Raw genomic sequence first — 24,840 nt, forward strand, 5'->3', positions numbered from 1 at the left:
CAAAGATCAGACGCGGATGACATCCTCGTCCGGCTCGGCCGCATAAAGCCGCTCAACCTCACCGGTCCGCAGCGCCTGGACCTTACCCTGATTGATATAGCCCTTCTCGGTGATCTCACCGGCATCGGCCTTTGGGACGTCCGGTTGCAGCAGGATCCGCGATATCCGCGCGGCCGCATTGGGGTGCTTCTGGTTGTAACGCTTAAGCCCCTCGAGTACTGCCGTGCGCACGCCCTCATCAGCGGCAAGCTCTTCCAGCGGCACATTGCGTCCGGTCTCCCGGCGGCACCAGCTTTCATTGAGGAAGCCAAGAAGCGCAATGGCCTCCTGATTAAGGCCGCACACCACGACATCTGACAGCGGCCCGTCGACGGCTTCCACCACTTTCACGCGAACCGTCCCGGCCGACACCCAGGTGCCATTGGCGAGCTTGAACTCTTCTGCAATCCGGCCATCGAAGGCGAGGCCTTCATTCGGGTTATCCGGGTTCTTGAATTTCACCGCGTCGCCGAGGCAGTAGAAGCCTTCCTCATCAAACGCGTCTGCGCTTTTCTCAGGATTGCGATAATAGCCTTGCGTGATGCTTGGGCCGCGCACGCGAAGCTCCATCTTCTCGCCAACCGGCACCATCTTCATCTCGCAGCCCGGCAGCGGCAGGCCAAGAAGGCCCATCGTATCGCTCGGCCAATGCACATTCGAGATGGTCGGAGAAGTCTCGGTCGCGCCATATCCGGCCGACAGGCTGATCCGCTCACCGGTCACCTCAACGGCGACCTTCTGGATCCGCTCATAGATATCCTGCCCCATCGAAGCGCCGCCATAGGCCATCACCATGATGCGTGAGAAGAAGGTTTCCGCGAGATCCCGGTCCTGCTCCAGCTCGGTCGCAATCGCGCTCCAGGCTGCCGGCACTGTGGTATGCTGGGTCGGCGCAATTTCTTTCAGATTGCGCAGCATTTCCGGCAGGCGCGCAGGTGTCGGTGCGCCCCAGTCGATATACAGCGTGCCACCCCAGTCGGTCATCGAATGCAGGATGGAGTTGGCACCATAGGTGTGGCTCCACGGCAGGAAGCTGATCATGACCTGTGGGCCATCGGATATCGCTTCCAGGCGCTCCACATCCCAGATAGAGCGGATCATCTTCACCATGCAGGCAATGTTGCCATGCGTGTTGATGACAGCTTTCGGCTCTCCGGTGGACCCGGATGTCAGCATGTATTTGGCCACTGTGTCCTCAGACAGGCGGTCATAGGCAAGGTCCACTGCACTCGTCGGCGCTGTCGCAAACTCTTCCAGCGAAGACGTAGTGACACCCTCAGGCCGGTTCTTGCGATAGATGACCAGTCGCTCGCCCACATCCATGCCATCAAGACCGCGCTGATATTCCGCGCCGTCCTCGACATAGACCATCGCCGGACTGGTCAGACCATCGATATAGTTCAGACGCGCGAAATCCTGGCTGAGCGTCGCATAGGCGGGTGTCACCGGCACAACGGGGCTACCAGCCCACATCGCGGCATACATGACGAGTGCATTCTCAATCGCATTGCGCGACAGGATCATCACCGGGCTGTCCGGGCCAGCCCCAGCATCGAGGAAGCCTTGCGCCAGCGCGCGGATGTCTTTCAGCGCCTCGCCATAGGTGATGGTCTTCCAGCCGGGCCGCGAGGGATCGTCCGGGTCGCGCTGAGCGAGCCAGGTCCGCTCTGGCGCATTCGCCGCCCAGTAGACAATCGGCGCCAGCATATGCGGCGGATAGGGACGCATGGGCTGTCCGTTGCGCAGCACGATGCTGCCATCGCTGCGTCGCTCAACGTCAAGCTTTTGGGGCAAGTACGGGATGTCCCGAAACGGAATATCTGACGTCATCCAATACCTCTTGTTTCAATTCTCATGATGGACCCGCAATGCTTGCAGTGAACCGCGTCGCGGTCATGGCGCATCAGGCCGCACGTTTCGCATTCACAATCGACCTTGCTTTCCGGCTCCACGATGGCCTGCAGGAGCTGCAGAAAGAAAGACAATCCCAGCACCATCACAAGAATGGAGATAAACCGGCCAAGCTGCCCCTGAAGCAATACATCGCCATAGCCGGTTGTCGTCAGGCTGGTCACCGTGAAGTAAAGGGCGTCGATATAGGTGTGAATGTCCTCATTTCGGCCGACCTGGGTCGCATAGACAACAGCCGCCATGATGAACACGAAGACGACCAGATTCGTCACCTTGTCGATGACGCGCTCATGGCGATCGAAAAACGGGGTCAGCACTTTGACGCGGCGAATAAAGGTAAATGCCCGGACAGCACGAACCGCGCGGAGAATTCGCATGAACGCGAAATTGGAAACAAATAGCGGCGCGAACATCGTCAGCACGACAATCATGTCGGCCCAGTTGATCCACTTGGTGAAGAACCGGTGCTTGTGCTTGGTGATATAGAACCGCGCCAGCAGATCGAGAAGGATCAGCGCGCCGATCACATAATCGATGACATAATGGCCGCGCTCACGGGAATCGAATGGCGCCCAGAGAAAATAGCCGATCGTGACGAGGTCAAATACGAGGAGGCACCAGCGGAACACATAGGATGTGCCCCCTGTGCCTTCATACAGCCAGAAGAGCTGGCGATTGAGTCCGGTGCGATCACTCATTCGCGTTCATGTCACACGCGCTCGCGCCAAGATCAATATGCGCACGCCCAACGTTTCTGGCCCGGCGATGCGCGAAGCAGTTGGAAGCCTTGATTGTCAACTCCACCGGTTAATATCAAGCCGGCAACTAACCACGGCTTTCAAATATTAAAATTCTGTACTATTCCTTTGACTGACGATCTGGTCGGGGGACGTCAGGAAAAACAATACTTTCAAGGGGCGAATAGAATGTTTGACTTTGGGCTACCGGCCTTTTTCGAAATACTGGGCAAACCTCAACAGGACGTCCTCAAATCAATGGCTAGTCCGAAGTCCTATCGCGATGGCCAGTCGCTCCACGCCCATGGCGACCCTGTGCGCACGATGGGCTGGATTGAAACCGGCGGCGTCTTCTTTGGCAAATTCCTCAGAAATGACGGATTCCACAGCCTCGCACGGCTCGGCCCCGGCCACCATTTTGGTGAGTTTGCGGCGCTGCCCAATCCAACGGGTCACACCATCACACGACGTCTCGCGGCGATAGCCGACGGACCAACCGTCATCAATGAAATCCCTGTCGATGAGGTTATTCCGATCTTCAAGGAAGATCCGGAATATCTGCGCGCCTTTCATTTTGTCACGACCTCACGCCTGGCGCTGCTCCTTGAGATATATGATGACGCCCGCCGGCTTCCGGCGCGCCAGCGCATTATCAACTTCCTGGCCATCATCCAGCGTATGCAACCAGCCGGCAAAAACACGATCGATTGTACGCAGGCAGATATTTCCCGTCAGCTTGGCCTCTCCAAGGTCACCGTCAACCAGACGCTGCGAAAGCTGATGGAAATGGATATCCTGTCGCTTGGCTATGGGACGATCTCCTTCAAGGATCCGGAACGGCTGGAAGAACAGACAGATCGGGGCTGATCCGTTCAGTCCTCGGACGGCCCTCGCCGCCACAGCGGATTTGAAAAGCGCCGCGACGACGAAACATCGGCGCGGGCATCTCAATGATCAGGAGTGAAACCATCCGCCGTTCACGCCGCAAGGCTGAAAGCGACACCTGCCAAAACGTGTTGACCCAAAGGCTCCGCCGGGCCGTACTTCAGGTAGATCATACCCTTTGCTGAGGACTGGCCATGACTGCTCCCCAAACCCGACCGCTCGTTAAGACCTTGCTTGCATCAGCCGCGCTTGGCCTGGTGTCCGCTTGCGGCGGCGGCGGTGGTGGTGGCGGATCGCCAGCTGTGCCGCCCCCGCCTCCCCCACCTCCCGGCACGGGCGGGCCGACCTACACGCCGGGCGTCTACCCTGCAGCCAGCCAGTTCAAGGACCAGTGCGCAAACCCTCGCTCCGGCGTCGATATCGAGGGCAATCCGTTTCCGGACGATCGGGGCACGCTTGTCGAAGAGCTGTTCTGGCTTCGCTCCTGGACCAATGAGACCTATCTCTGGCCCGGTGAAGTACCGGACCTGAACCCCTATAATTATGACAATCGGGAGACCTATTTCGGCCTACTGAAAACCGACGAAACCACGGCCTCTGGTGAGGACAAGGACGATTTCCACTTCAGTCAGCCAACTGAGGATTATCTCGAACAGCGCAATTCGGCTGCAACGCCGGGATATGGTGCGAACCTCATCGCTTATTCGACAACCGTCCCTCGCGATTTCAGAGTCAGCTATGTCGAGCCGAACTCGCCCGCCGCAGCCATCGTCAATGGTCAGCAAAAACTCATTCGCGGCTCACGCATTCTCGAGATCGACGGCGTCGACCTGATCAATGCGAGCGGTCAAAGCGCGGTCGATACGCTGAATGATGGTCTTTATCCTGACACCGCCGGGGAATCCCACACCTTCAAGGTCCGCGACCCTGACGGCACCGAACGCACGGTGACCCTGTCGGCCGAGAACATCGTGCGCCAGCCGGTCAATCAGACAAACATACTGGACACCGCGAGCGGCAAGGTTGGCTATATCCACTTTACGACGTTCAGCCCGTTCTCCTCGGAGAAGCAGATAGCCGATGCCATGCGCGACATGCAGAACGCCGGCGTCAGCGATCTCGTCCTCGATCTTCGCTATAATGGCGGCGGGCTTCTCGCCGTGGCCAGCCAGCTGTCTTACATGGTCGCCGGCACCAGCCGCACCAATGGCAGGACGTTCGAGAAACTCCGGTTCAACGACAAGGCCGGAAACATAAATCCGGTCACCGGCAGCCCGAACAACCCGATCCCCTTCTATCGTACCGGTCAGGGTTTCTCGCTCGCAAACGGCGCTTCGCTGCCAGCCCTAAATCTTGACCGGGTCTATATCCTGTCGACCGAGCGCACCTGCAGTGCCAGCGAGGCGGTCATCAACGGCCTTCGCGGCGTGAATGTCGAAGTGGTGCTGATCGGCGATACAACCTGCGGCAAACCATTTGGCTTCTACCCGACCGATAATTGCGGCGAGACCTATTACACGATCCAGTTTCAGGGCGTGAACGATAAGGGCTTCGGCGATTATGCCGACGGCTTCGTGCCCCAGAACTCATCCTTCCAGTTCGGCGTTCGCGCGCCCGGCTGTACCGTCACCGATGAGCTGTCAGCCCCGCTTGGCAGCACATCCGATCCACTGCTGGCGGCCGCTTTGCAATACCGGGCCGATGGAAGCTGCCCGACCCCGCCATCCGCAAGCGCCAGCGCAGATAGCGATCCGTCATCGGCACCGCAATCGGCACCCGCAAGCGTCGGCCCTGCGGTTAAAGCTCCACCGCGCGACATCTTTGAGAACAACCGCGACCTCTCCATGCCCGGCGAGTATCGCGGCCGGACAAAGTAGATTAATTGAGCGGAGGGGGCGCACAGCCCCCCTAACGCTAGTCCGCCGTCTTGTCGCCCGCGAGCTCTTTCAGGATGATCGACCAGTGGTCGAGCCCGTCATAAAAGCTCTTGACCGGCAGGCGCTCATTCAGGCCGTGCGCGAACGTATCATTCTGCTTGGCAGCAGCCGCCGAGATCGCGACCGTGTCATAGCCGAGATTTCGGTAATGCATCCCGTCCGTACCGCCGGAAGACATGTGCGGCAGGATCGGCACATCGAGGCCGCGGTCCGCCAGCGAGACCTTGATCGCTTCGGTCACGTCTTCGCGCAGGATCGATTCCGGGCTCTCCACCAAGTCTGAGATCAGTTCGAACTTCACGTCCTCATTGCCGATCACCTCTTTGAGGGTCTCTTCGGTGGCATCGATGCCGACACCAGGGAAAATCCGGCAATTGACCGTCGCGGTGGCCGATTGCGGCAGCGCGTTCTCGGCATGGCCGCCGCGTAGCATGGTCGCCACGCAGGTTGTGCCGATGGTGCCGACCGTGGATGGATTTGCGCGCAGCACCTCGATCGCTTCCTCATTGGTCGGGTCGTCTGCAAAGTCCCGCATCGCCTTGCCAAGCCCGTCGAGACGCTGGCGCCCGCCGACCCGCATTGAGGCCCGCGTCAGCTCGCTCGACATCACCGGGAATTTATGGTCGCGGATCTTCAGCAGCGCTTCGGACAGCTCATAAATGGCATTGTCCTCGCGCGGCGTGGACGAGTGTCCGCCCGGATTGGTCACCGTCAGCTCGAAGGTCGCATAGGTCTTCTCGGCCCCCTGCACACCATAATAGAGCGGCTCACCGGCAGGGCCGAGCGAAAGACCGCCCGCATCCGCATTGAGGATGAAAGCCGGCTTGATATTCTCATCGACATATTCGGCCTGCCCACGCGTTGAGACCATGCCGGTCTCCTCGTCCCCCGACAGCACCATCACGATGTCGCGGTTCGGCTGCCAGCCTTCCTTTTTCAGGCGAATGAAAGTCTGCACCAGATTGGTGACGCCATATTTGTTGTCGGCCGTGCCGCGCCCGAAGAAATAGCCTTCTTCCTCGGTCAGCGTGAACGGGTCGCGCACCCAGTCCTCGGCCAGCGCATCGACGACATCCATATGCGCCAGCAGGACAATCGGCTCATGCTCGGGGTTTTCAGACCGGTACCAGACCATCAGGCCCTGCGTCGGCTCGCCCTTATTGTCGTAATCGGTGACTTCCATGTCGGCATCTGCAAAGCCGGCGTCCTTCAGCTCGCCCTTCAAATAGTCGACCACCTCATGCACCCTGCCCTGCCCGCGGGCGGACCGGATGGCGATCACATTGGAATAGATCTCTCGCGCCTTCAGCTCGTCAGGCGTGCGCTCCTGGGCCGCAGCGAATGGGGTGGCTGCCAGAAAGGCCGCGCCAGCCAGAAGGGAAAATCTGTAAGCCATGAAATGTCTCCGATTGTTTCGCGCGCAGTCGCAGCGCATCTGCCAACCATAGCCACTATGACGGTCGAGTCATCGAAGAAATTTAACGGCGCCGGTTGCGCTTTCCCCAAGGCCCGCGTCGGTCATTCACTTGGCTTGGGGCACGCTTGGGGATCATCGACGGCGCTCCAGCTCAGCTTCAATCACCTCCAGAGCCCGCTCAGCCGCCTCATTCTGGCTAACAAGGTCGGCAGGGGTCGCGGAGTGGAGGCCGGCCCATTCGGTGAGGAGGAGGGCAATATCGGGCGTATCGGCGATATTCTGGACGGCGCGCGCGGCAGCCGCGTCGCTGACACCTTTCGGGCAGTCGAGGTCATAGGTTTCCGCGCCATCGTCCAGAAAATAGCAATTATTCCAGTAGAATTCCTGCGCATCCAGCGGAATGAGCTGGCGCACGCGCGATCGATAGGCGGGCAGGATATTGGTGATCGCCAGGGTGGCGTTCTGGGCGAGATAGCGCTCAACGGAATTGATGACGTCCCGCGATCTCGGAAAACCCTGCCGTCTCATCTCGTCATAAGTTGACCGGTCGACCTCAATCGATTGCCACTGGGAGGCATGAAAGAAGTCGACCAGAACAGGCCAGCACTCGTCGCCGCAGCTTTCGCCCGCCTCAAGAAACGCAAGTGAGCGCTTGCCGGCGTTCACCACCTGCCTGATCGCATCGGTTTTCTGTTCCGTGAGGCGAATGGAGGTCTCGATTTCCTGATGAAGCGCCTGCAGAAGCTCCGTTTCCTGCGCTCTTTCAGATCGCGCATTGTTCCAGTTCCCAAGCTGGATACCGAGAAACACGCCAAGCACCACGATCAGCGTTTCGATGAGGACGGTGAACCAGTCCTGCTTGCGGATAGAGGTGGCGAGGCGCTGGAGGATCATCTGGCGTCGAGCCTCGCCTGTTCGTCCTGCAGGGCGTCCAGATAATCTCGTGTCCGGGTCTGGAAGCGCTTGAGGCGGAGTTTAGTGGACTCGACAAAGCCGGCGGTGACCGCGAACTCCCGTTGAAATTCAGCGTCCAGGCAAAGTACGGCGAGCGGCACCCGTAGCTTCAGCTCTGTAGACGTCTCCGGATCGTCGGGCGTAAACTCAGCCCCAATTGCGGGGTGCTTGATCACATGCTGATCCCAAAGCAGGACATTGTTCGAGGCGAGCGCTGATTTCTCCTCCGCCAGATGGCCCTGATATGTGTTCATCGCCTCGCGGAACTCATCTGACAGCCTGTCGAGATACTCATCCCGGCGGCCAAGCTCCGTCAGACTGAAATCGACAAGCTCGGGCGAGAGATCAGACATCATTTCCTCCATGGCGCTTTCGACACGTTGCTGCGCCTCCTCGCTGGCATCGCAGGATGAAATTGCGCGCATTGCGGCGATCCGGCCGTCTTCGAAATCATCGATAAGCTCGATAACGCCATCCGCGATTTTCAGATTGAGCTCGGCCTCTCCCTTCAGGCGCTCGACAGTGCTGAGCAGGCCCGACTGATCCTGTCGAGCCTCATTCCAGTTGCCGAGCTGAATACCCACGAAGACACCAAAAACCACAATCAGCGTTTCGATGAGGACCGTGAACCAGTCCTGCTTGCGGATGGAGGTGGCGAGGCGCTGGAGGATCATTCTGTCCCCTCATCAGCCGCATCTTCCAGAAAACTGCGGTCAATCTCCTCGCCCAAAAGGCGTTCGTAAAGCTTGATCATTGGCTCGTATTCGCCGGCCCGAAGACATTCTCCGTATATTTCACGCCCGGTGCTGATCATCTCCTGCACACCCAGGCTGGCCGCGTTGGCGTCAAATTCGAATTCAGACACCATTGCGTCTGTCTGAAAGTCTGCGAAGGACACGATCGCCTCGCGTGCTTCGCGAACCATGGTCGCCATAAGTGCTTCCTGCGAGGAGATATCCGCAAGCAAGGAGATGGCATCCCGGCGTTGAGCAGCGGTGATCTCACCACCAATCGCAAGATGAGACAGCTCCGCTCGCTTCTGCCGAAGGTCTTCAATTGAAAGATTCACAACTTCCGCAGACTCGAACACGAAATTCAAAAGTGAGTATTGTGCTCGATCCAGGGCAAATGATCCTTCGCTCGACGTCGCAGCTTGCCAGCTCGTAACCGGCCAAAATCTCAACGGCATTCGTAAGACGGACGGCACAGCCTGATCATCGAAACCGGTGTTCAGTGATGCTGACACCTCAGGTTCCCAGTATGGGTCGTCCCGCTGCAAGAGTGTGAGCAGGCTTTTTTCCTGCTCAAGCCTGCAGGGCTCCACAGCAAGGCGCTCGCTGGCGACTTGCACAATTGAAAGAAGGTCAGCCTCCACCCCTTTCATGATTTCCAGCATTTGTGCCTGGCGATTTAGTTGCGTGACATAGTGATTGGCCAGAAGCGCGATCACCACACCAAACACAACAATCATGACTTCAAAAATGAAGGTTTTCCATCCCGAGCGCGTGCCCGTCAAACGTCTTACAAACCGCATTTGCCCCCTCCATCGAGCCCCCGGGACAACGCTTAAAGCATCGTTACAGGATTGACCACGAGACCCTGGTCCTGATTGCGAAACGCATCAGCAGGGCGGCGAAGGATCATCGCCGTTGCCTTTCCAGTTCCTCGACAATCGTTTCGGTCGTTCTTTCTACATCCCCAATGTATTCCAGCAGGTGGATCTGAGTGGTCAACTGCGCCTGATAGAGCTCGCGCGCAGATTTCAGCGCTTCGAAGTCATATTCGGCAATCCGGTAGAGGCCGGTTTCATCATCAATCACGATGCGCAGGCCCCTCTGAGCGCCATTCGACAGGTCAGCCAGCATTCTCATCTGGTTGACGCTCAGTGTTCGCACCCCATCGATCTGGAAATGGTAATCGGTCAGAGCATTTCTCAGTGTTGGCGAGGAAAGCTCAGCCAGGTCACCGGTCGACATGATCACCGACACAATCGGCACCTCAAAAACCGGGCCAATCGACTGCAGCGCAAACAACAGCTCCTCGGCGAACGCTTCGGTGTCAGCTGGCGGTTCATCGCCATCGAGCACCTCCAGCACATGGCTCGTCGCATCCCTCAGCGAGACCGTGTAGGCATGGCCGTCCTTCACATTCTCCAGTTCGACCACAAACGCGGCGTGAAGCTGCGAGATAAGATTGGCTTCCCGGCTCGCGGCGTTCAGTCGTTCATTCCAGTTGTTCATCTGCAGACCGATGAACACCCCGAACACAACGATCAGCGTTTCCACCACCACCGTGAACCAGTCCTGCTTGCGGAATGAGGTGGCAAGGCGCTGGAGGATCATGGCGCGACTTCACTTTCGCGCGGCGAACCTGACGTGCCCAGTTCCTTCGTCAGTTCAGCATCCAGTACGGTCAGGACCGCGATCCGGTCTTCGTAGCGCTGGAGGTATGATTCCAACCTAGCAATGTTGTCGCTATACTCGCTGAGGAGCCCCTTATTCCCGCGTATCTGGTCGATGTCACAATTATATCGCCACACCAGGCCTTCGTCGTCAGGGGACACATTTGGACGAACGTAGTCTGCATCTTCTGCCCCCCCCACTTCGAGCCAGATGGCGTCCGGATACCGGGTGTGAAGCCGGAAAAGTTCGTTGACCGCTTCTGCCCGCGCAACCCGGGAACGTTCCTGCACAACAGCATAGTCGCGCAGGGCCGACTTCACGGAAGGGTTGGAAATCAGGTCAAACCGGCCGGATGAAATGAGGTCATCAAGGCTCGATAATTCTTCGGTGGGCGAGGGAATCCAGTGTGAAACGAGCAGAGCCCAGCACTCATCATCGGTGAGGGGCCGTGACGGCACGAGCGAAAACATGACGGAATTAGCGTCTGTGGCCAACCCCAGGCGAGGGCTATGTACGGCCAGCTCTTCTTTCTGTGTGTCCAGAAGGGAGCGGGTCTCCTCCTGCAGGCGCAAGAGCAGAACCTGCTCGCTGTTTCGCTCAACCCGCGCCTGATTCAGATTGCCGAGCTGGATACCGAGGAACACGCCGAGCACCACGATGAGCGTCTCGATCAGGACGGTGAACCAGTCCTGCTTGCGGATCGAGGTGGCGAGGCGCTGCAGGATCATTCGGCGGCCTCGCCTGTCTCATGCGTCGTTCCGGCCTCGGCCGCCAGCAGGGCGGCATAGGCTTCGAGCGTTGCCGACACTTCATCCATGTACCGCGTATAGATATGCTGCGTCGTCGCGGCATTTGAGGCAAAGGCAACCATTTCCGACTTGCCGCAGATGCCCTCCGGGGTCTGCAGGCGGTACTGGTCCACGCCTTCCCAGGTATCGCCTCCCGGTGTGAGCTGAAGCTTTTCATCGCGCACGAGACTGAGCCCGGCGGCGGTGTAGATCGCCAGTTCGCTATCCTGCTTGACCCGGATATAGCGCTGCCATTGCCGCTCGAGGAAGGTCATCTCATCGATGATCCGGCGCACCTCCTCACGGATGTCGCCCGAGCCGATGACCGCCAGATGGCCTGAGCCGATGGCCTCACTGGCCGTTGCCAGCGAAAAGCGCGGCGGCGGGAAGTCACCCACACCCAGCACTAGCTCCTTCGTGTCATCGTCCATGGCGAGGCAGCGTTCAACCTCGGTCAGGCGGATGGACAGTTGGATCGCCCGGTCCAGAATGCCTGCATGGATGGCTTGATAATCAGCCAGGTCTGTCTGCGTCTCTTGCGCCTCGATCAGCATGCGCGCCAGCAGGTCACCGGCTTCGGCCCGAGCGACCCGCGACGCGTTCCAGTTATTGACCTGCAGACCGATGAACACACCAAACACCACGATCAGCGTCTCGATCAGGACGGTGAACCAGTCCTGTTTGCGGATGGATTGGGAGAGGCGCTGGAGGATCATTCGTTGCGCCCAGCAATCGCTCGCAGCTTCGCCACCATAGGCGCATTGACCGTTTCAAGATCGGTGATCGCCGTCTCGACATCGGCGAAGCGGATCTGCAGCGCCTCAATGAGGTCCGGATCGGCCCGCAGCAGATCAGCGGCGCGCTTGATCTCGCCGAGCGGCAGCTCCAGCGAACAGGGATAGGAAAGCGACCCGACAATCGCCTCATAGTCGCCGTTTGGCACGAACCGGTCTCCGCATTGTCGCAACGCCGCCGCCTGGACAGCCGCCGGCACCTTGCGTCGAAAGATCGTCCGCACCGGCGCTGCGCGCCCCTCTTGTGCAATCACGTCAAACAGGTCTGTCGCAAACAGCGACACGGCTGTCGTGCGAAGCGTCTCATCTTCGATCAGCCCGATTTCACCCATGGAGATCAGCTCGTCATAGGTCGCCCGGCCGCGGTCATTATATTTGTACTGGGTCGCGCGGTAGGCATTGACCAGGAACTGCTCATCGGAAAGCGGCGCCTCCCCCGACAGGGCGTCCAGCGCTGCCCGCGCGCTCAGGCGAACATCGTTGTTATAGTCAATGAGGTACTCATAGGCCCACGCCTCATAGAAGAGGTCCTCGGTCAGCCGCTCACTGAACACCGCCGCCCGCTCCCGCGTCTCACGGTCCGCATTCCAGTTGCCGAGCTGAATACCAAGAAACACACCAAGCACAACAATCAGCGTCTCGATCACAACGGTGAACCAGTCCTGCTTGCGGATCGAGGTAGCAAGGCGCTGGAGGATCATCGAGCAAGCACCTCATCAATGGCCGCTTGAGCAGAGTCAGAGTTCCCAAGCGCGTCCGGCAACAGGACTTGCGCGACGACATTCTGGCCGATCCAGTATCGCAACTGATTTGCAAGGTCAGGCGAAGCGCGCATGTCTTCCAGCATTGCAGAAGTATCCATCGCCCTCAGGTCGTCGACGCAATCGCGCACCAGCTCTTCTAACACGTCATCGGGATACCTTATGCAATCGCGCCACAGCGCCTCGCTCACTTCGGGCGAGAAGTACCCGCGCACGGATTCCCGGTAGGCCGGCGGCGACAGGTTGACGAAATCCCAGCCGTCGAGAGAGCGGTACAGGTCCATCAGCGTCTGGCGCTTCTCCGCATCGCGCGGCAGGCCGAGCCGTTCCATTTCCTCGAAAATCGTCAGGGTGCGCGGCGCGCCCCAAACCTGGCTGGCATGGAAGAAATCGACCAGCAGGTCGGCGCAATCCGCTTCGCATTGCCGGTCGCTTTCAAGATAGACGAGCGCGCGCTTCCCGGATTCGACCACGGTATCGACATAGGCGATCTGGTACTCGGTTATCCGCCGGTTGAGTTCGACCTCGTCCTTCAGCTGGACGAGATAATTGCGCTCCAGCTGATCGAAGGCGCGGGCATCATTCCAGTTTGAAATCTGAAGACCGATGAAGACACCGAGCACGACGATAATGAAGTCGAGTGCGACGGCGAACCAGTTCTGGTCTTTGACGTGTTTGGAGAGGCGGCGGAGGATCATGGCTCGCGCGCCCAGTTTGGACCCGCCCCGGCGGCGTCTAGCCAGTCCTGCCTGCGCGGGGCGAAAAACTCGATCACGACGCTGTCTTCAGTGAACGTGTAACCGTGGGGCACGTTCGGCGGCAGGACGAGCATGTCGCCCGCCGTGAGTGCGATACGCTGGTCGCCGGATGTAACGTCAGCGGCTCCTGAGAGGAGGAGCGTGACCTGCTCGTTATAGTGGCCGTGCATCGGCACCACGCCGCCCGCGGCAACTTCCCATCGCGAGAACGTGCTTTCATCGCCGGTCACGTATTGGCGGACTATCCCTGGGGCTACCGCCTCTCGCGGCAGGTCGAGAAGGGTGAATTTCGATGCCGGTTTGTCGCCCGGATCAGATGTCTGCGGGGCTGCAGCGGTGGTCTTCAGGCTTTCATAATACTGCTGGAGAAAGGTCTCATCGACATTCCTGACAATCGGATCGGCGATCGGATAGAGATCAGATCCCTGCCAGCCGATTGCATTTTCCTTCCACCAGTTCTTGCCGAAGGCGAAACCGAAATAAAAGGGCGCATTGAGTTCGACATGCCAGGCGACACGTTGATCATCGACCAGGCCGCCGTCTCGCATAGTCATCAGATGTTCCAGGGTCATCATCGCGACGACCATGTTGGCATCCATCACGCGCAGCTCTGTCGGGGTCAGCGCCTCCGGCGTGTAAACAGCCTTCATCCACACTTCCGAGTTGGCCGGATCGGCCATGTGCATCTCATAGCGCGCCTGGGCCGCAGCGCGTTCGGCCTCAAGGCTGACCCGGGTAAGCGCCGCGTTCTGGCGCACCTCGATGATGAGGACGATCAGCCCCAGCAGCACGCCCAGATTAGCCGCAAGCGTCAGCCAGCGGTTGATCCGTTCCAGCCGCCGCCCATCCGCTTCGGCGGGCACATCTTCCAATGGTTTTTGTTCCCCGCCTGCGACTTCGCTCATCCCGTTCCCCCACCCTAGAGGAACCTTACCGCCAAATGCCACGATGCAAAGCTAAATCGCGCTTTCCCGTTCTTCAATCCGCCAAAGTCGAAAGTGACCGCTCGAGATTGCGGCGCGCTTGCGCGTCCCAGCGCATCCGGCCTTCTTCGGTGAAGTAGATGTCCGCCCGCTCGGCAAAGCCCTTCAGAATACGCGCACGCCCGGCCCGGAATGCCTCGTCCGGCACAAAAGCATATTCCTTGCGGACATTGGCCTCATACTCGTCGAAGACGGCCTCCGGGGCGCCAAGGATCGACAGGTCGATATCGAGGAACAGCGCCAGGTCGGCGCGGTCTTGTTCGCTCAACCCGTCCGGCACATCATGCTTCGCCGTCGCCCGGATGATCTCAGCCGCGAAAGCGAGATCGTCCTCGCTCAAGTGCCCACGCGCCTCCTCTTCCAGAAGCTGCGCGCTCAGCTCTTCATTGTCGGGGCGCGTCGGGTCATAGATCGCATCATGCCAGTAGAGCGCCCAGAGCACCGGTTCAGGCCGGCGCCAGCTCTCGGACAAGCTATCGAAGTGGCGCTTCAACGCCTCGATATGGTCCCAAGTATGATAGTGCCGCTGCGCCTCGCCATAGCGGACCTTGAGCCCTTCAGTCAGCTCGGCTGAAACGCTCAAATCTCCACAGGCTCCAGCGTCTCGTTGAACTTGACCGGCTTGCCGCCCCCCTTTTGCGTGATGTCGCCATCGCGCATCACGAATTGGCCGCGGATGATGGTCGCGACGGGCCAGCCGGTCGCCTCGAAACCATCATAGGGCGTCCAGCCGCATTTGGCCTTGGTCCAGTCCTCGGTGATCGTTTCCTTGCGCTTCAGGTCCACCACCGTGAAGTCGGCATCATAGCCTTCCACGATCCGGCCTTTATTGGCGATGCCGAAGACGCGCTGCGGACCGGCCGAGGTCAGCTCGACAAAGCGGCGCAGCGTCAGCTTCCCATTGTTCACATGGGTCAGCATGATCGGCACGAAGGTCTGCACCCCCGGCGTGCCCGATGGCGAGGCCGGATAGGGCCGCAGCTTTTCTTCGCGCGCATGCGGGGCGTGATCGGTCGCGACCACATCGACGATCCCGGCATTGAGCGCACGCCACAACGCATCCTGATGGCGCTGTTCACGGATCGGCGGGTTCTGCTGGGCAAAGCCTTTCAGGCGCTCATAGCAATCGGGGGCCGCTAGCGTCAGGTGGTTTGGAAGCACCTCTACGGACGCCACATCCTTGGCATCGCGCAGCAGCTCCATCTCTTCGGCGGTAGAGATATGCAGCACATGAATACGCTTGCCCGTCTTGCGCGCAAGCCGCAGCAGCCGCCGGGTGGAGCTGACAGCCGCCTCGACATCGCGCACGACGATATGGCTCTGCCAGTCGCCCTGCACGGCGAGGTCCCGGCGCGCTTCGAGCCGGTATTCATCCTCTGAGTGGAAGGCCGCTCGCCGCTTGATCGCGCGGAGCACCGCTTCGACACCTTCATCATCCTTGACCAGAAGGTCGCCGGTCGAGGCGCCCATGAAGACCTTCACCCCGCAGCAGCCCTGCATCTGCTCCATTTCAGCCAGAAGATGCGGATTGTCATTCGTCGCGCCGGCATAGAAAGCGTGGTCGACATCCATCCGGCCTTTGGCGCGGGCGAGTTTGTCGGTCATCATTTCCGGCGTCGTCGTCGATGGATTTGTGTTCGGCATCTCGAACACCGCCGTCACCCCGCCAAGCGCGGCAGAGCGCGCCTCGGTCTCAAGGTCGGCCTTGTATTCGAGGCCCGGTTCCCGGAAGTGAACCTGGCTGTCGATCACGCCGGGCAGAATGTGAAGGCCCGTCGCGTCATAGGTTTCGCCGGCCTGCGACGCGTCGAACTTGCCAATCGCGACAATCTTCTCGCCGCGCACAGCCACATCAACACGCTCTTCGCCGCCGGGCGAAACCACGGTGCCGTTCTTCAGGATCAAATCATAGGTCTGGGTCATGAGCGTGTTTATGCGCTTTCAAAGGGGTGGAGTCACTCGCCGGTTTCAGCCTGCAAAATGCGCGAGCGCCGCGATAAGCTGGTCGATCTGCATGCCCGTTTCCGACAAGCGCGAATAATAGGCACTATAGGTCTGCGGTGGCAGCGGGTTCAGCGAATAGGCCTGCACATAGGGCACGCAGGCATCCGGCTGATACACTTCAACCGCGCGTCTGAACGCGCCCTCAACGGCTTCATGCTCGGCGCGAAGGGCCAGTGTTCGCGCGAGCCACACGTCTGCCGCGCAGGTTTGCGTCAAATCCTTGCAGGCCTCCAGCGCCGCATTTGCCGCCTGCAGCTCAATATTGGCGGCATCAAGATGCGCTGACGAGGCAAGCGTTGTCGCCTTGATCCGCTCGACATCCTGCTGACAGGAGGCGCGGGACTTCTGCGTCTGGCAGCCCGCCGCCAGACAAAGAACAGCGCAGGCTGCTGCAAGGCTCAATCCTGATCGCATCGCTCGCGCACTCCTCATCCATGGGCTGTTCCGGCGAATCGGCCCGGCCACTGAGACGACCATAGACGCTATCCGCCGGAGGAGGAAAATTCGGGCCGGTCTTGACGCCGCTGCTGCGCCGCAGCACAGAGCGCGCAGAAAATATCAAGCGACAAAGAGCCTCCCGCCATGCAAACCGATACGATGACTGACCGCACCGCCCTTCTGCGCAACGCCGCCCTGTTTATTGCAGGGATCGGCGTGCTGACTGCGTCCTCATATGTTGCCGTTCCGATGTTTCCGGTGCCGGTCACGATGCAGACGCTGGCCATTCTGGTCGTCGGCGCAATTGCCGGGCCACGCGCAGGTCTCGCCATGATTGTGTCCTGGCTGGCGCTCGCCGCGCTTGGTGCCCCGGTCCTCGCTGGTGGCAAGTCCGGCATCGCCGCCTTTGTTGGCCCAACCGCTGGCTTCCTGCTTGCCTTCCCGGTCGCGGGCTACCTCGCAGGCGTCGCCGCCCGCACGTTTGCAAAAGGCCACGTTTCGCGCTTTGGCGCCTTCCTCGGCCTGCACGGCGTGATCCTCCTGGCTGGCTGGTCATGGCTTGCGACAATTGTCGGTGCAGAGGCCGCGTTCACCGCCGGGGTCGCCCCCTTCCTGATCGGCGCGGTTATCAAATCGGCGCTTGGGGCGGCAATCCTCGCCGCCTATGAGCAAGTCCGTAAATAGGCCGCCCACGACACTAAAAGCCGCCAAAAAAAACACCGCTACGACACCGTCTGAATGAGGGAAAAGCTGGCGCTTTGCGACGGACTACCTAAATCCGTCCTCATGACGCCAGCAATTCTCCCCAACCGCTCAGTCCTCGTCCTCGATGGCCCCGATACGCTCGCCCTGCTTGAGCGTCTGGTAACCAATAACACGCAGAACTGGAGCGTTGGAGAAGCCCGCTACGGCGCCCTCCTCGCCCCGCAGGGCAAGGTGATCGCCGATTTCATCGCCCTCCGCACCGAAACCGGCGCCCTCCTCGACGTCGCCACCAATGCCGTTGGCGATCTCTCGAAGCGCCTTCAGATGTTCCGTCTGCGCTCCAAGGTCGAGATCGCTGTCGATGGCAAACAGGCTGTCGCCATTACAGAAGACGGCACGCCGGACCCGCGCTCTGCCTCGCTGCCACCCCGCGCTTTTGTCGCCGATGGCAGCCTGCCGGTGATGCCTGAAGCAGACTGGGACGCCCTCGCCATCGCGGCCTGCGTGCCTGAATGGGGACGCGACTTTACCGGCGCCGAGGCCTTCCCATGGGAGATCAATATGGACCGGATGAACGGCGTTGATCTCAAAAAAGGGTGCTTTGTCGGCCAGGAAGTCGTCTCCCGCATCCATCGGCGCGGCAAGATCCGCAAGCGCACTGTGTTGATTGAAGGCGAAGATCTAGCTGCAGGACAAGACGTTAGCGGCGAAACACCCGTCGGCACGATCACTAGCGCGGCCGGCGGCAAGGCGCTCGCCCAGCTTCGTATTGATCGGCTCGCAAAGGCAGGCAGCACGCTCAGCGTTGGTGGAAACCCCGTCTCCATACTCGGCCCTGACTGGTTGCAAGGCGAACTCGACGCAATCGCATCATCAGAAGACGCCGACTAGTTATTTGCAGCCTTGGCAAGCGTGCGAGCGCCTGCCATCAATCGCGAATGGGTATGTACATCTCACCAGACGAAACGCTCCACTGCCGCTGGGCCCCGGCCGACGACGCGCTGTACCGCGCCTATCATGACGAAGAATGGGGCGTGCCGGAATATGACCCGCGTGCCTTGTGGGAAAAGCTGCAACTCGACGGCATGCAGGCCGGTCTTTCCTGGATCACCATCCTCAGGAAACGCGAGGCGATCCGTGAGGAATTTGACGGTTTCGTGCCCGAACGCATTGCGCGCTGGGATTATGAGCGCATCGAGAAAGCCCTTCAAAATCCGGGTATTATCCGCAGCCCAACCAAGATCAAGGCGACGATCGGGAATGCGCAGGCCTATCTCGACATGATGGAAGCCGGCGAAAACTTCTCCGACTGGCTCTGGGCGTTCACTGGCGGAAAACCCATCGTGAACCAGCTCTCCGATGTCAGTGACGTGGCCGCCAAAACGCCGCTTTCCGAAGAGCTCTCGAAGGCGCTGAAGAAAAAGGGCTTCAAGTTTTGCGGGCCGGTCATCGTCTACGCCTTCATGCAGGCGGTTGGCATGGTCAATGATCACGAAACCCGCTGCCCCCGGCACAAAGAAGTCCAGGCGCTCGCAAGATGAAGAAAAGGCTGACGACGCGGCAACCGCTTCCAAGGCTCGACGCCGCGCTTTCGCAGGTTTAACTTGTCGACAAAACAGGATTCTAGCGCCGCAAAACGTGCGCGGGAGGACAGACACGTGACACCAGTAATTTCCGCCACCGGGCTGTGGACACCGCCCCATTCGGTTTCGAATGCTGAGCTTGTTGAAAGCTATAATGCATGGGCCGAACAGTGGAACGAGGCCCATAAAACCGACATCGCCTCAGGCGCCGTCGAGGCCAAAACGCCGAGCTCTGTCGAGTTCATCGAAAAGGCTTCCGGCATCAAATCGCGCTATGTCGTCAACAAGACCGGCGTTGTTGATCCTAACATCATGCGCCCGATCATTGCTGAGCGGCCAAACGAAGACCTCTCCATCCTTGCGGAAATCGCCGTGACAGCAGCCCGCCACGCGCTCGAGACGGCGGGACGGGACCCGAAAGATATTGGCGCGGTGATCTGCGCCGCGTCCAACATGCAGCGCGCCTATCCGGCCATGGCGATTGAAGTCCAGGATGCGCTCGGCATTGACGGCTTTTCCTTCGACATGAATGTCGCCTGCTCTTCAGCCACATTCGGCATCCAGACCGCGGCAGACTTCGTGCGCGCGGGCAATGCCAAATCCGTCCTCATGGTGAACCCTGAAATCACCTCAGGTCACCTCAACTGGACCGATCGCGACAGCCACTTCATCTTTGGCGATGTCGCCACCGCCGTTCTGGTCGAGGCCGAAGACATCGCTCCGAAAGAGCACTGGAAGATCCTCGGCACCCAGCTGAAGACGAAGTTCTCCAACAATATCCGCAACAATTTCGGTTTCCTGAACCGCGCCGACCCAGACGGCATCGGAAAAGCCGACAAACTGTTCGTTCAGGAGGGCCGCAAGGTGTTCAAAGAAGTCGTGCCGATGGTGTCGGACATGATCCAGTCAGAGCTGGAACGGCTCTCAATTGCGCCAACGGACCTCCGCCGCATGTGGCTGCATCAGGCGAATGCCAACATGAACCGCCTGATCGCGGCAAAAGTGCTCGGCCATGAAGCCAGCGACGATGAAAGCCCGACCGTTCTGGACGAATACGCCAACACCTCATCGGCCGGCTCGATCATCGCCTTCCACAAACATTCGGCTGACTTCAAGCCGGGCGAAAAAGGCCTGATCTGTTCCTTCGGCGCAGGCTATTCGGCTGGCACCGTCTTTGTGGAAAAAGCTGGCTGACCTCCTATCTATGAAGGTATGACATCACGCACCTTCAAAGCCCGCCACGCGGCCTATCGCGACGATATCGCAGACCTTGTGACCCGCCGCCCCGTGCCCGGGCCGGGTCTACAGCAGGTCGACCCGTTCCTTTTCCTCAATCATCACGGACCGCAGACCTACAAGCCCGGCAATCATGGCCTGCCCTTTGGCCCGCACCCGCATCGCGGTTTCGAGACGGTGACGTTCATCCTCGAGGGCAGCCTCGCCCACAAGGATACGGGCGGACATGAGAGCATCATCCATGCCGGCGGCGTCCAGTGGATGACGGCCGGCTCAGGCTTGATCCATGCCGAGCTATCACCAGACGAGTTCAAGCGCGATGGCGGGCCGCTGGAGATCCTGCAGCTCTGGGTCAATCTGCCCGCGCGCCTGAAGATGACAGAGCCGCGCTATACCGGCCTGCAGGCGGACGACATTCCCACTCTGCCACTTGGTGAGACCGGCGCGACCATGCATCTGGTCTCAGGCGAGTATGAGGGCAGCACAGGTCCGTTTGATTCGCTGACAGGCATCTTCATGTCGACGGTGACCCTGCCCGCGGGCACCGAAATCACGCTTCCGGCACCGCGCGACCGCAGCGTCTTCTTCTATGTCGTGCGCGGCGAGGTCACCGCCTCAGGCGAACCCGCCAAGAGCTTTGACCTCGTCGAGTTCGCGCATGATGGCGATGAGATCACCGTGAAAGCCGAAACAGACAGCGTCCTCCTCTACGGCCATGGCGAGGTCATAAATGAACCGACCGTCGCGCATGGCCCCTTCGTGATGAACACGGCAGAAGAGATCAATCAGGCGATCAGGGATTATCAGGCCGGCAAGTTCAACCGCCAGCCGATCAATGCCTGATCGAAGAGCCTAGCCACCAAACTGCCAGCTCGCAGCGATCTTGTAATTGCGCGCAGGCTCATAGACGCTCTCGAAGACGCGCTCATAGCGCTCGTCGAAGATGTTATCCACGCCCGCATCGAAGCGAATGCCCGGCAGGCTGTCCGGCGACCAGCTCGCATAGAGATCGGCGACGGCGTATGAGTCGCGCGTCTCGGCCAGAGTGCGACCACCAGCGCCATCGCTCTCATAGCGGGAAAAATCGCTCGCATGCTGGATGCGCAGGCCGATGATTGCGTCCCATTCATAGGCCTTCAGCCCCATATCAACCGTAATCCGGTCTGGCGTCAGCGTGCCAAGATCCGATCCGGTGGACAGGTCCCGCCCCTCGATCGAGGCATAGCTCGCCCGAATATAGGAGCGGTCGCTATCATAGCGCAGCTCCGCCTCGACGCCCTCGATCTCCGCGCTCGCCACATTCGCCGAATTGGTCGTGCCGGCAGAGCATGGGAAGAAGGGCGGAGCAAAACAGGTCGGGCTATAGCTGAAATCGACCGAGAGATTGATCAGGTCTTCGACATCGCTCTCATAATAGGAAACCTTGGCCTGCATCCTGTCGCCGTTCGACACCAGATCGTGGAAATCGAGCCCCGCGCCAAACTCGACCGTCTCGGTCTTTTCGGGTTTGAGATCGGCATTTGGCACGAATTCATTGGTCACGAAGACGAAGGAACCAGCGCCCGGATCGAACAGGATGGGGTGCGGCACTTCGAAATGCGTGCCGTCGAGGTATAGCTCGTTGACCGACGGCGCACGGAAGCCTTCTGCATAGCTGGCAAAGACACGCAGCCACTCAACCGGCCCATAACTCGCCGCCAGTCGCGGCGAGACGGCACTGTCCTCGTTCTTGCCTGTTGCCGCGTCGGATTTGGACTTAAACTCATCATAGCGAATGCCGGGAATAACGATCAGCTCGCCCGGCAGGCCCAAAGGCCTCGAAGCTACAGCTTCGACCTGCGCAAAAATGCCGACAAATTCGGACTCCGCATCGGGCACACCGCTGCGGGTCGCGTCTGCCGTTTCGCTGTCAAATCCGGTCTGCTCGTCGCGGTACCAGTCACCGCCGACCGTGAACACGGTCTCAATCCCGCCGAGATCGAAGCGCGATGCATTGCGGGCGCTGAGGCCTGTCGTCTCGATCTCGCGTGAGATGTTGCGCGGCACCGTCGCGTCGAACTCATCGACACTGGTGACGGTCTGATAGACGGTCAGGCTGCTGTCCACCCAGTCGCTCGCCGGATCAAAGCCGAGGCCAAGCCGATAGGTATCTGAGGTAATCTCCTTCTCGACATTACGATCAAGCACGCCGTCGCCGGTCCCGAGTGTGCCCTGCCCATTGTTCGGCTCGAACGCCGAATTGTCGAAGCGCTGCCAGGAAGCCTCCAGCTTGACCGCATCGCTAAGGGCATAAGACCCTTTCACCAGTCCCGTCGTGATGTCGTCATCCGATGGCAGGGACGAGCCGTCGCCAAGCTCGATATCTCCAGACTGGCGAAGCCCGATTGAGGCAAGGCCGTCAAACTTGCCTGTATTGGTAAAGGCGGTGAAACTTGCGAGCGTTTCCTCATTGACGGACTGATAGCCCGCGCGCACCCGTGCGCCCCAGATCTGGCCCTCTTCCAGGAGGTCTGCAGCGTCAGCGCTTTCCAGCGCGAGGACGCCGCCAACCGCGCCGGACCCGTAAAGCGCAGAGGCAGGCCCCCGCACTACTTCGGCAGCGCCGAGCAGCGCTGGGTCTGCGAAGAAACGCCCATCATGGGCCGAGGTAAAGGACTGGCGGGCGCCATCGAGAAGGATCAGCACATTCTGTCCGCTGAAGCCCCGGATGCTCGGGACTTCGCCTGTCCGCCGCGGGCCGCCGGAAAATGCCATCCCTGGCACGTCTTTCAGAAGGTCCGACACTGATGAGGGCGTGCGCAGGTCGATGTCCTCCCGCGTCAGGACGCTGACCTGGCCTGGATAGTCGAAAACGGCGATTGGATTGGTCGTGCCATAGACGGTCACGATTTCCTGACGCTGCTCGCCTTCTTCCTGCCGTTCGGTCTCAGAAGCCTCCTGCGCCAGTGCGCCTGCGCTCAGGGCAATCGCGCTTACGCTCACCAATGCTGCACGTGCCAGCGTCCCGGCGCCGGTTTTCAAACTTGTGGTCATATCGTTGTAAGGTCCTTCAAATCCTGATACGCGAATAATTCTCATTCTCATTACATACCGGATTACGTATTGCAAATGATTCTCATTCTTATTACTGTTCCAATCATTCAGAACCAACCGTCAGAGGGAAAACCATGTTGAATTATGTCCGCCCCGCCGCCATTGCGGCACTCACCTGCGCCCTGTCAGCGCCCGTCGTTACTGCGCAGGATGCCATCGCCGACCCGTCCTTCGAGCTGGATCGCGACGCGATTCTCGCCATGGCAGGCAATTACGATGTAACCTTCGATTTCCGCGAGACGGTGGCACTGACAGACGGATACGAACTGAAGGAGCCGAAGCTTTCAGGCGGCTATGAGATCGTGCGGGTGATTGAGGACACGGGTGACTTCATCAGCCTTCAGCACATTCTCGTCGTCGGAGATGAGGGCGAGGAGTTTCCCATCAAGCACTGGCGTCAGGACTGGACGTATGAGCCAACAGAAGTGCTGAGCTTCATTGGCGGGAATGCCTGGGAAATGCGCCCCGTGCCAACCGGAGAAAGCGAAGGCCAATGGGCGCAGGAAGTCTATCAGGTCGACGATTCACCGCGTTATGGTGCCGTCGCCGCCTGGACGCATGACAATCACGTCTCCCAATGGACCCCTCCGGCTGAATGGCGGCCTCTGCCGCGCCGCGACATGACCGCACGTGAGGATTACGACACGGTTCTCGCGGTCAACCGGCACACGATCACGCCGTTTGGCTGGGTGCACGAACAGACAAATTCGAAACTCGTCCTAGATGAGGATCCGAACGTGCTGGTCCGCGAGATCGGCGTGAACACCTACCGCCACTTTGATGACTTCCCGGTCGCGGTCGGCGAAGATTACTTGGCTGCGACAAGCGACTATTGGGCAGGTGTGCGCGGCGCCTGGGAAGCGCTTGAAGATTCCGGCTCACCGTTCGGCCTGACCATGCAGGGGGAACCGGAAGCGCTCTACCAGCCGCTGCTTGAGCTGGCCGGAGAGGTCGAAGACGGCACGAAGAGCACGGATGAGGCCATTTCAGAGGCGTCTGACGTCATTGAGACCTACACCACCCATGAAATCGGCACGCTGGCCGATCGCGTAAGCGCAACCGGCGCCGACCCTGACGGCTCATACTAGACAGCAAAACGCCCCTCTCGATGAACGAGAGGGGCGTTTTGCCTGAATTTCGAATGGAGAGGGCTCGCCGCTAGTCTTCGAAATCCTCGCCCATATCCCCCCAGAGTGCAGGACAGTTAGACGAGACGGCCTCGATCATCACGATCAGCGCCGCCCCGGCCAATATGCACCATGCTGTCGCTGGATTTGCAGCGGCATCCATCACCAGTTCCACCATTGTTTTCACGCCTCGGGCTTGTTTGTTTATCGTTGAGGCGAGTATCGCCTCGACTCTTTAACGAGACCTGATCAAAACGTGACGGAGGCGAGGCAGTTTGTAAGCAAAAT

25 protein-coding genes are annotated in these 24,840 nt (G+C 59.7%); 8 read left to right on the forward strand and 17 right to left on the reverse strand.

Features of this window, described 5'->3' with window-relative positions; genetic code table 11:
- Positions 1 to 6 precede the first annotated feature (6 nt).
- Both B8783_RS10255 and B8783_RS10260 read right to left on the reverse strand, forming a co-directional pair.
- Entirely contained in the window at positions 7 to 1,869 is a 1,863-nt protein-coding gene (locus B8783_RS10255) for a feruloyl-CoA synthase (protein WP_084420034.1), read from the reverse strand.
- Positions 1,866 to 2,648, reverse strand: coding sequence for an ion transporter (locus tag B8783_RS10260; protein WP_084420035.1), 783 nt, complete (start codon positions 2,646 to 2,648; stop codon positions 1,866 to 1,868). The genes B8783_RS10255 and B8783_RS10260 overlap by 4 nt, the downstream gene beginning before the upstream one ends.
- A 297-nt stretch (positions 2,649 to 2,945) precedes the next feature.
- On the opposite strand from B8783_RS10260, the gene B8783_RS10265 reads away from it, so the two are divergent.
- Together B8783_RS10265 and B8783_RS10270 are read left to right on the forward strand one after the other, a co-directional pair.
- Entirely contained in the window at positions 2,946 to 3,554 is a 609-nt protein-coding gene (locus tag B8783_RS10265) for a Crp/Fnr family transcriptional regulator (RefSeq protein WP_169711772.1), read from the forward strand.
- Between the two features lie 212 nt (positions 3,555 to 3,766).
- Complete coding sequence (locus B8783_RS10270) at positions 3,767 to 5,449, forward strand: S41 family peptidase (RefSeq protein WP_084420037.1); 1,683 nt, start codon at positions 3,767 to 3,769, stop codon at positions 5,447 to 5,449.
- Between the two features lie 37 nt (positions 5,450 to 5,486).
- On the opposite strand, the gene B8783_RS10275 is transcribed toward B8783_RS10270, so the two are convergent.
- The 13 genes from B8783_RS10275 to B8783_RS10335 all read right to left on the reverse strand — a co-directional run bounded on the left by B8783_RS10275 (position 5,487) and on the right by B8783_RS10335 (position 16,784).
- Complete coding sequence (locus B8783_RS10275) at positions 5,487 to 6,905, reverse strand: M20/M25/M40 family metallo-hydrolase (protein WP_084420038.1); 1,419 nt, start codon at positions 6,903 to 6,905, stop codon at positions 5,487 to 5,489.
- 153 nt (positions 6,906 to 7,058) lie between these two features.
- Complete coding sequence (locus B8783_RS10280) at positions 7,059 to 7,820, reverse strand: hypothetical protein (protein WP_084420039.1); 762 nt, start codon at positions 7,818 to 7,820, stop codon at positions 7,059 to 7,061.
- A complete protein-coding gene (locus tag B8783_RS10285) occupies positions 7,817 to 8,554 on the reverse strand; it encodes a hypothetical protein (protein WP_084420040.1) in 738 nt (245 codons plus the stop codon). The genes B8783_RS10280 and B8783_RS10285 overlap by 4 nt, the downstream gene beginning before the upstream one ends.
- Positions 8,551 to 9,333 (reverse strand): hypothetical protein, encoded by a 783-nt coding sequence (locus B8783_RS10290; protein WP_139792326.1) that lies wholly within the window; start codon positions 9,331 to 9,333, stop codon positions 8,551 to 8,553. The genes B8783_RS10285 and B8783_RS10290 overlap by 4 nt, the downstream gene beginning before the upstream one ends.
- 187 nt (positions 9,334 to 9,520) lie before the next feature.
- Positions 9,521 to 10,222 carry a hypothetical protein gene (locus tag B8783_RS10295; RefSeq protein ID WP_084420042.1) on the reverse strand — a complete coding sequence of 234 codons (702 nt, stop codon included), beginning with the start codon at positions 10,220 to 10,222 and terminating at the stop codon, positions 9,521 to 9,523.
- Positions 10,219 to 11,010 (reverse strand): hypothetical protein, encoded by a 792-nt coding sequence (locus B8783_RS10300; RefSeq protein ID WP_084420043.1) that lies wholly within the window; start codon positions 11,008 to 11,010, stop codon positions 10,219 to 10,221. Before B8783_RS10300 ends, B8783_RS10295 begins: the two co-directional genes overlap by 4 nt.
- Complete coding sequence (locus B8783_RS10305; protein ID WP_084420044.1) at positions 11,007 to 11,786, reverse strand: hypothetical protein; 780 nt, start codon at positions 11,784 to 11,786, stop codon at positions 11,007 to 11,009. The genes B8783_RS10300 and B8783_RS10305 overlap by 4 nt, the downstream gene beginning before the upstream one ends.
- Positions 11,783 to 12,565 (reverse strand): hypothetical protein, encoded by a 783-nt coding sequence (locus B8783_RS10310; protein ID WP_084420045.1) that lies wholly within the window; start codon positions 12,563 to 12,565, stop codon positions 11,783 to 11,785. Before B8783_RS10310 ends, B8783_RS10305 begins: the two co-directional genes overlap by 4 nt.
- Complete coding sequence (locus tag B8783_RS10315) at positions 12,562 to 13,323, reverse strand: hypothetical protein (protein WP_084420046.1); 762 nt, start codon at positions 13,321 to 13,323, stop codon at positions 12,562 to 12,564. Before B8783_RS10315 ends, B8783_RS10310 begins: the two co-directional genes overlap by 4 nt.
- Positions 13,320 to 14,288 carry a cupin domain-containing protein gene (locus tag B8783_RS10320; protein WP_084420047.1) on the reverse strand — a complete coding sequence of 323 codons (969 nt, stop codon included), beginning with the start codon at positions 14,286 to 14,288 and terminating at the stop codon, positions 13,320 to 13,322. Before B8783_RS10320 ends, B8783_RS10315 begins: the two co-directional genes overlap by 4 nt.
- A gap of 73 nt (positions 14,289 to 14,361) precedes the next feature.
- The gene (locus B8783_RS10325) at positions 14,362 to 14,949 is read right to left on the reverse strand and encodes an HD domain-containing protein (protein WP_084420048.1); all 588 of its coding nucleotides are present in this window, start codon (positions 14,947 to 14,949) and stop codon (positions 14,362 to 14,364) included.
- On the reverse strand, positions 14,946 to 16,289 hold the full coding sequence (locus tag B8783_RS10330; RefSeq protein ID WP_084420049.1) for a dihydroorotase: 1,344 nt from the start codon (positions 16,287 to 16,289) through the stop codon (positions 14,946 to 14,948). Before B8783_RS10330 ends, B8783_RS10325 begins: the two co-directional genes overlap by 4 nt.
- A gap of 45 nt (positions 16,290 to 16,334) precedes the next feature.
- On the reverse strand, positions 16,335 to 16,784 hold the full coding sequence (locus B8783_RS10335) for a hypothetical protein (protein WP_084420050.1): 450 nt from the start codon (positions 16,782 to 16,784) through the stop codon (positions 16,335 to 16,337).
- 168 nt (positions 16,785 to 16,952) lie between these two features.
- On the opposite strand from B8783_RS10335, the gene B8783_RS10340 reads away from it, so the two are divergent.
- The 5 genes from B8783_RS10340 to B8783_RS10360 all read left to right on the forward strand — a co-directional run bounded on the left by B8783_RS10340 (position 16,953) and on the right by B8783_RS10360 (position 21,175).
- Positions 16,953 to 17,492, forward strand: coding sequence for a biotin transporter BioY (locus B8783_RS10340; protein ID WP_233355745.1), 540 nt, complete (start codon positions 16,953 to 16,955; stop codon positions 17,490 to 17,492).
- A gap of 102 nt (positions 17,493 to 17,594) precedes the next feature.
- On the forward strand, positions 17,595 to 18,404 hold the full coding sequence (ygfZ, locus tag B8783_RS10345; RefSeq protein ID WP_169711773.1) for a CAF17-like 4Fe-4S cluster assembly/insertion protein YgfZ: 810 nt from the start codon (positions 17,595 to 17,597) through the stop codon (positions 18,402 to 18,404).
- A gap of 47 nt (positions 18,405 to 18,451) precedes the next feature.
- Positions 18,452 to 19,054 (forward strand): DNA-3-methyladenine glycosylase I, encoded by a 603-nt coding sequence (locus tag B8783_RS10350; protein WP_084420052.1) that lies wholly within the window; start codon positions 18,452 to 18,454, stop codon positions 19,052 to 19,054.
- A gap of 117 nt (positions 19,055 to 19,171) precedes the next feature.
- Positions 19,172 to 20,290, forward strand: a complete 1,119-nt coding sequence (locus B8783_RS10355; RefSeq protein WP_139792327.1) for a beta-ketoacyl-ACP synthase III — start codon at positions 19,172 to 19,174, stop codon at positions 20,288 to 20,290.
- Positions 20,291 to 20,308: 18 nt separating this feature from the next.
- Complete coding sequence (locus tag B8783_RS10360) at positions 20,309 to 21,175, forward strand: pirin family protein (RefSeq protein WP_084420054.1); 867 nt, start codon at positions 20,309 to 20,311, stop codon at positions 21,173 to 21,175.
- 9 nt (positions 21,176 to 21,184) lie between these two features.
- Here B8783_RS10360 and B8783_RS10365 read toward each other — a convergent pair whose 3' ends face one another.
- A complete protein-coding gene (locus B8783_RS10365; protein ID WP_084422054.1) occupies positions 21,185 to 23,365 on the reverse strand; it encodes a TonB-dependent hemoglobin/transferrin/lactoferrin family receptor in 2,181 nt (726 codons plus the stop codon).
- Between the two features lie 134 nt (positions 23,366 to 23,499).
- On the opposite strand from B8783_RS10365, the gene B8783_RS10370 reads away from it, so the two are divergent.
- Positions 23,500 to 24,513, forward strand: a complete 1,014-nt coding sequence (locus tag B8783_RS10370) for a DUF6607 family protein (RefSeq protein WP_084420055.1) — start codon at positions 23,500 to 23,502, stop codon at positions 24,511 to 24,513.
- 70 nt (positions 24,514 to 24,583) lie between these two features.
- Here B8783_RS10370 and B8783_RS18505 read toward each other — a convergent pair whose 3' ends face one another.
- Positions 24,584 to 24,730: a hypothetical protein gene (locus B8783_RS18505; RefSeq protein WP_169711774.1), complete on the reverse strand. Its 147-nt coding sequence runs from the start codon at positions 24,728 to 24,730 to the stop codon at positions 24,584 to 24,586.
- Between the last annotated feature and the right edge of the window lie 110 nt (positions 24,731 to 24,840).

It is taken from the genome of Henriciella litoralis, from assembly GCF_002088935.1.
Lineage (GTDB): Bacteria > Pseudomonadota > Alphaproteobacteria > Caulobacterales > Hyphomonadaceae > Henriciella > Henriciella litoralis.

What these genes read in the sequence shown, in the direction of transcription:
- B8783_RS10255 (WP_084420034.1), bottom strand. Translation starts at nt 1,869, where the DNA reads ATGACGTCAGATATTCCGTTTCGGGACATCCCGTACTTGCCCCAAAAG.
- B8783_RS10260 (WP_084420035.1), bottom strand. Translation starts at nt 2,648, where the DNA reads ATGAGTGATCGCACCGGACTCAATCGCCAGCTCTTCTGGCTGTATGAA.
- B8783_RS10265 (WP_169711772.1), top strand. Translation starts at nt 2,946, where the DNA reads ATGGCTAGTCCGAAGTCCTATCGCGATGGCCAGTCGCTCCACGCCCAT.
- B8783_RS10270 (WP_084420037.1), top strand. Translation starts at nt 3,767, where the DNA reads ATGACTGCTCCCCAAACCCGACCGCTCGTTAAGACCTTGCTTGCATCA.
- B8783_RS10275 (WP_084420038.1), bottom strand. Translation starts at nt 6,905, where the DNA reads ATGGCTTACAGATTTTCCCTTCTGGCTGGCGCGGCCTTTCTGGCAGCC.
- B8783_RS10280 (WP_084420039.1), bottom strand. Translation starts at nt 7,820, where the DNA reads ATGATCCTCCAGCGCCTCGCCACCTCTATCCGCAAGCAGGACTGGTTC.
- B8783_RS10285 (WP_084420040.1), bottom strand. Translation starts at nt 8,554, where the DNA reads ATGATCCTCCAGCGCCTCGCCACCTCCATCCGCAAGCAGGACTGGTTC.
- B8783_RS10295 (WP_084420042.1), bottom strand. Translation starts at nt 10,222, where the DNA reads ATGATCCTCCAGCGCCTTGCCACCTCATTCCGCAAGCAGGACTGGTTC.
- B8783_RS10300 (WP_084420043.1), bottom strand. Translation starts at nt 11,010, where the DNA reads ATGATCCTGCAGCGCCTCGCCACCTCGATCCGCAAGCAGGACTGGTTC.
- B8783_RS10305 (WP_084420044.1), bottom strand. Translation starts at nt 11,786, where the DNA reads ATGATCCTCCAGCGCCTCTCCCAATCCATCCGCAAACAGGACTGGTTC.
- B8783_RS10310 (WP_084420045.1), bottom strand. Translation starts at nt 12,565, where the DNA reads ATGATCCTCCAGCGCCTTGCTACCTCGATCCGCAAGCAGGACTGGTTC.
- B8783_RS10315 (WP_084420046.1), bottom strand. Translation starts at nt 13,323, where the DNA reads ATGATCCTCCGCCGCCTCTCCAAACACGTCAAAGACCAGAACTGGTTC.
- B8783_RS10320 (WP_084420047.1), bottom strand. Translation starts at nt 14,288, where the DNA reads ATGAGCGAAGTCGCAGGCGGGGAACAAAAACCATTGGAAGATGTGCCC.
- B8783_RS10330 (WP_084420049.1), bottom strand. Translation starts at nt 16,289, where the DNA reads ATGACCCAGACCTATGATTTGATCCTGAAGAACGGCACCGTGGTTTCG.
- B8783_RS10335 (WP_084420050.1), bottom strand. Translation starts at nt 16,784, where the DNA reads ATGCGATCAGGATTGAGCCTTGCAGCAGCCTGCGCTGTTCTTTGTCTG.
- B8783_RS10340 (WP_233355745.1), top strand. Translation starts at nt 16,953, where the DNA reads ATGCAAACCGATACGATGACTGACCGCACCGCCCTTCTGCGCAACGCC.
- ygfZ (WP_169711773.1), top strand. Translation starts at nt 17,595, where the DNA reads ATGACGCCAGCAATTCTCCCCAACCGCTCAGTCCTCGTCCTCGATGGC.
- B8783_RS10350 (WP_084420052.1), top strand. Translation starts at nt 18,452, where the DNA reads ATGGGTATGTACATCTCACCAGACGAAACGCTCCACTGCCGCTGGGCC.
- B8783_RS10360 (WP_084420054.1), top strand. Translation starts at nt 20,309, where the DNA reads ATGACATCACGCACCTTCAAAGCCCGCCACGCGGCCTATCGCGACGAT.
- B8783_RS10365 (WP_084422054.1), bottom strand. Translation starts at nt 23,365, where the DNA reads ATGACCACAAGTTTGAAAACCGGCGCCGGGACGCTGGCACGTGCAGCA.
- B8783_RS10370 (WP_084420055.1), top strand. Translation starts at nt 23,500, where the DNA reads ATGTTGAATTATGTCCGCCCCGCCGCCATTGCGGCACTCACCTGCGCC.
- B8783_RS18505 (WP_169711774.1), bottom strand. Translation starts at nt 24,730, where the DNA reads ATGGTGGAACTGGTGATGGATGCCGCTGCAAATCCAGCGACAGCATGG.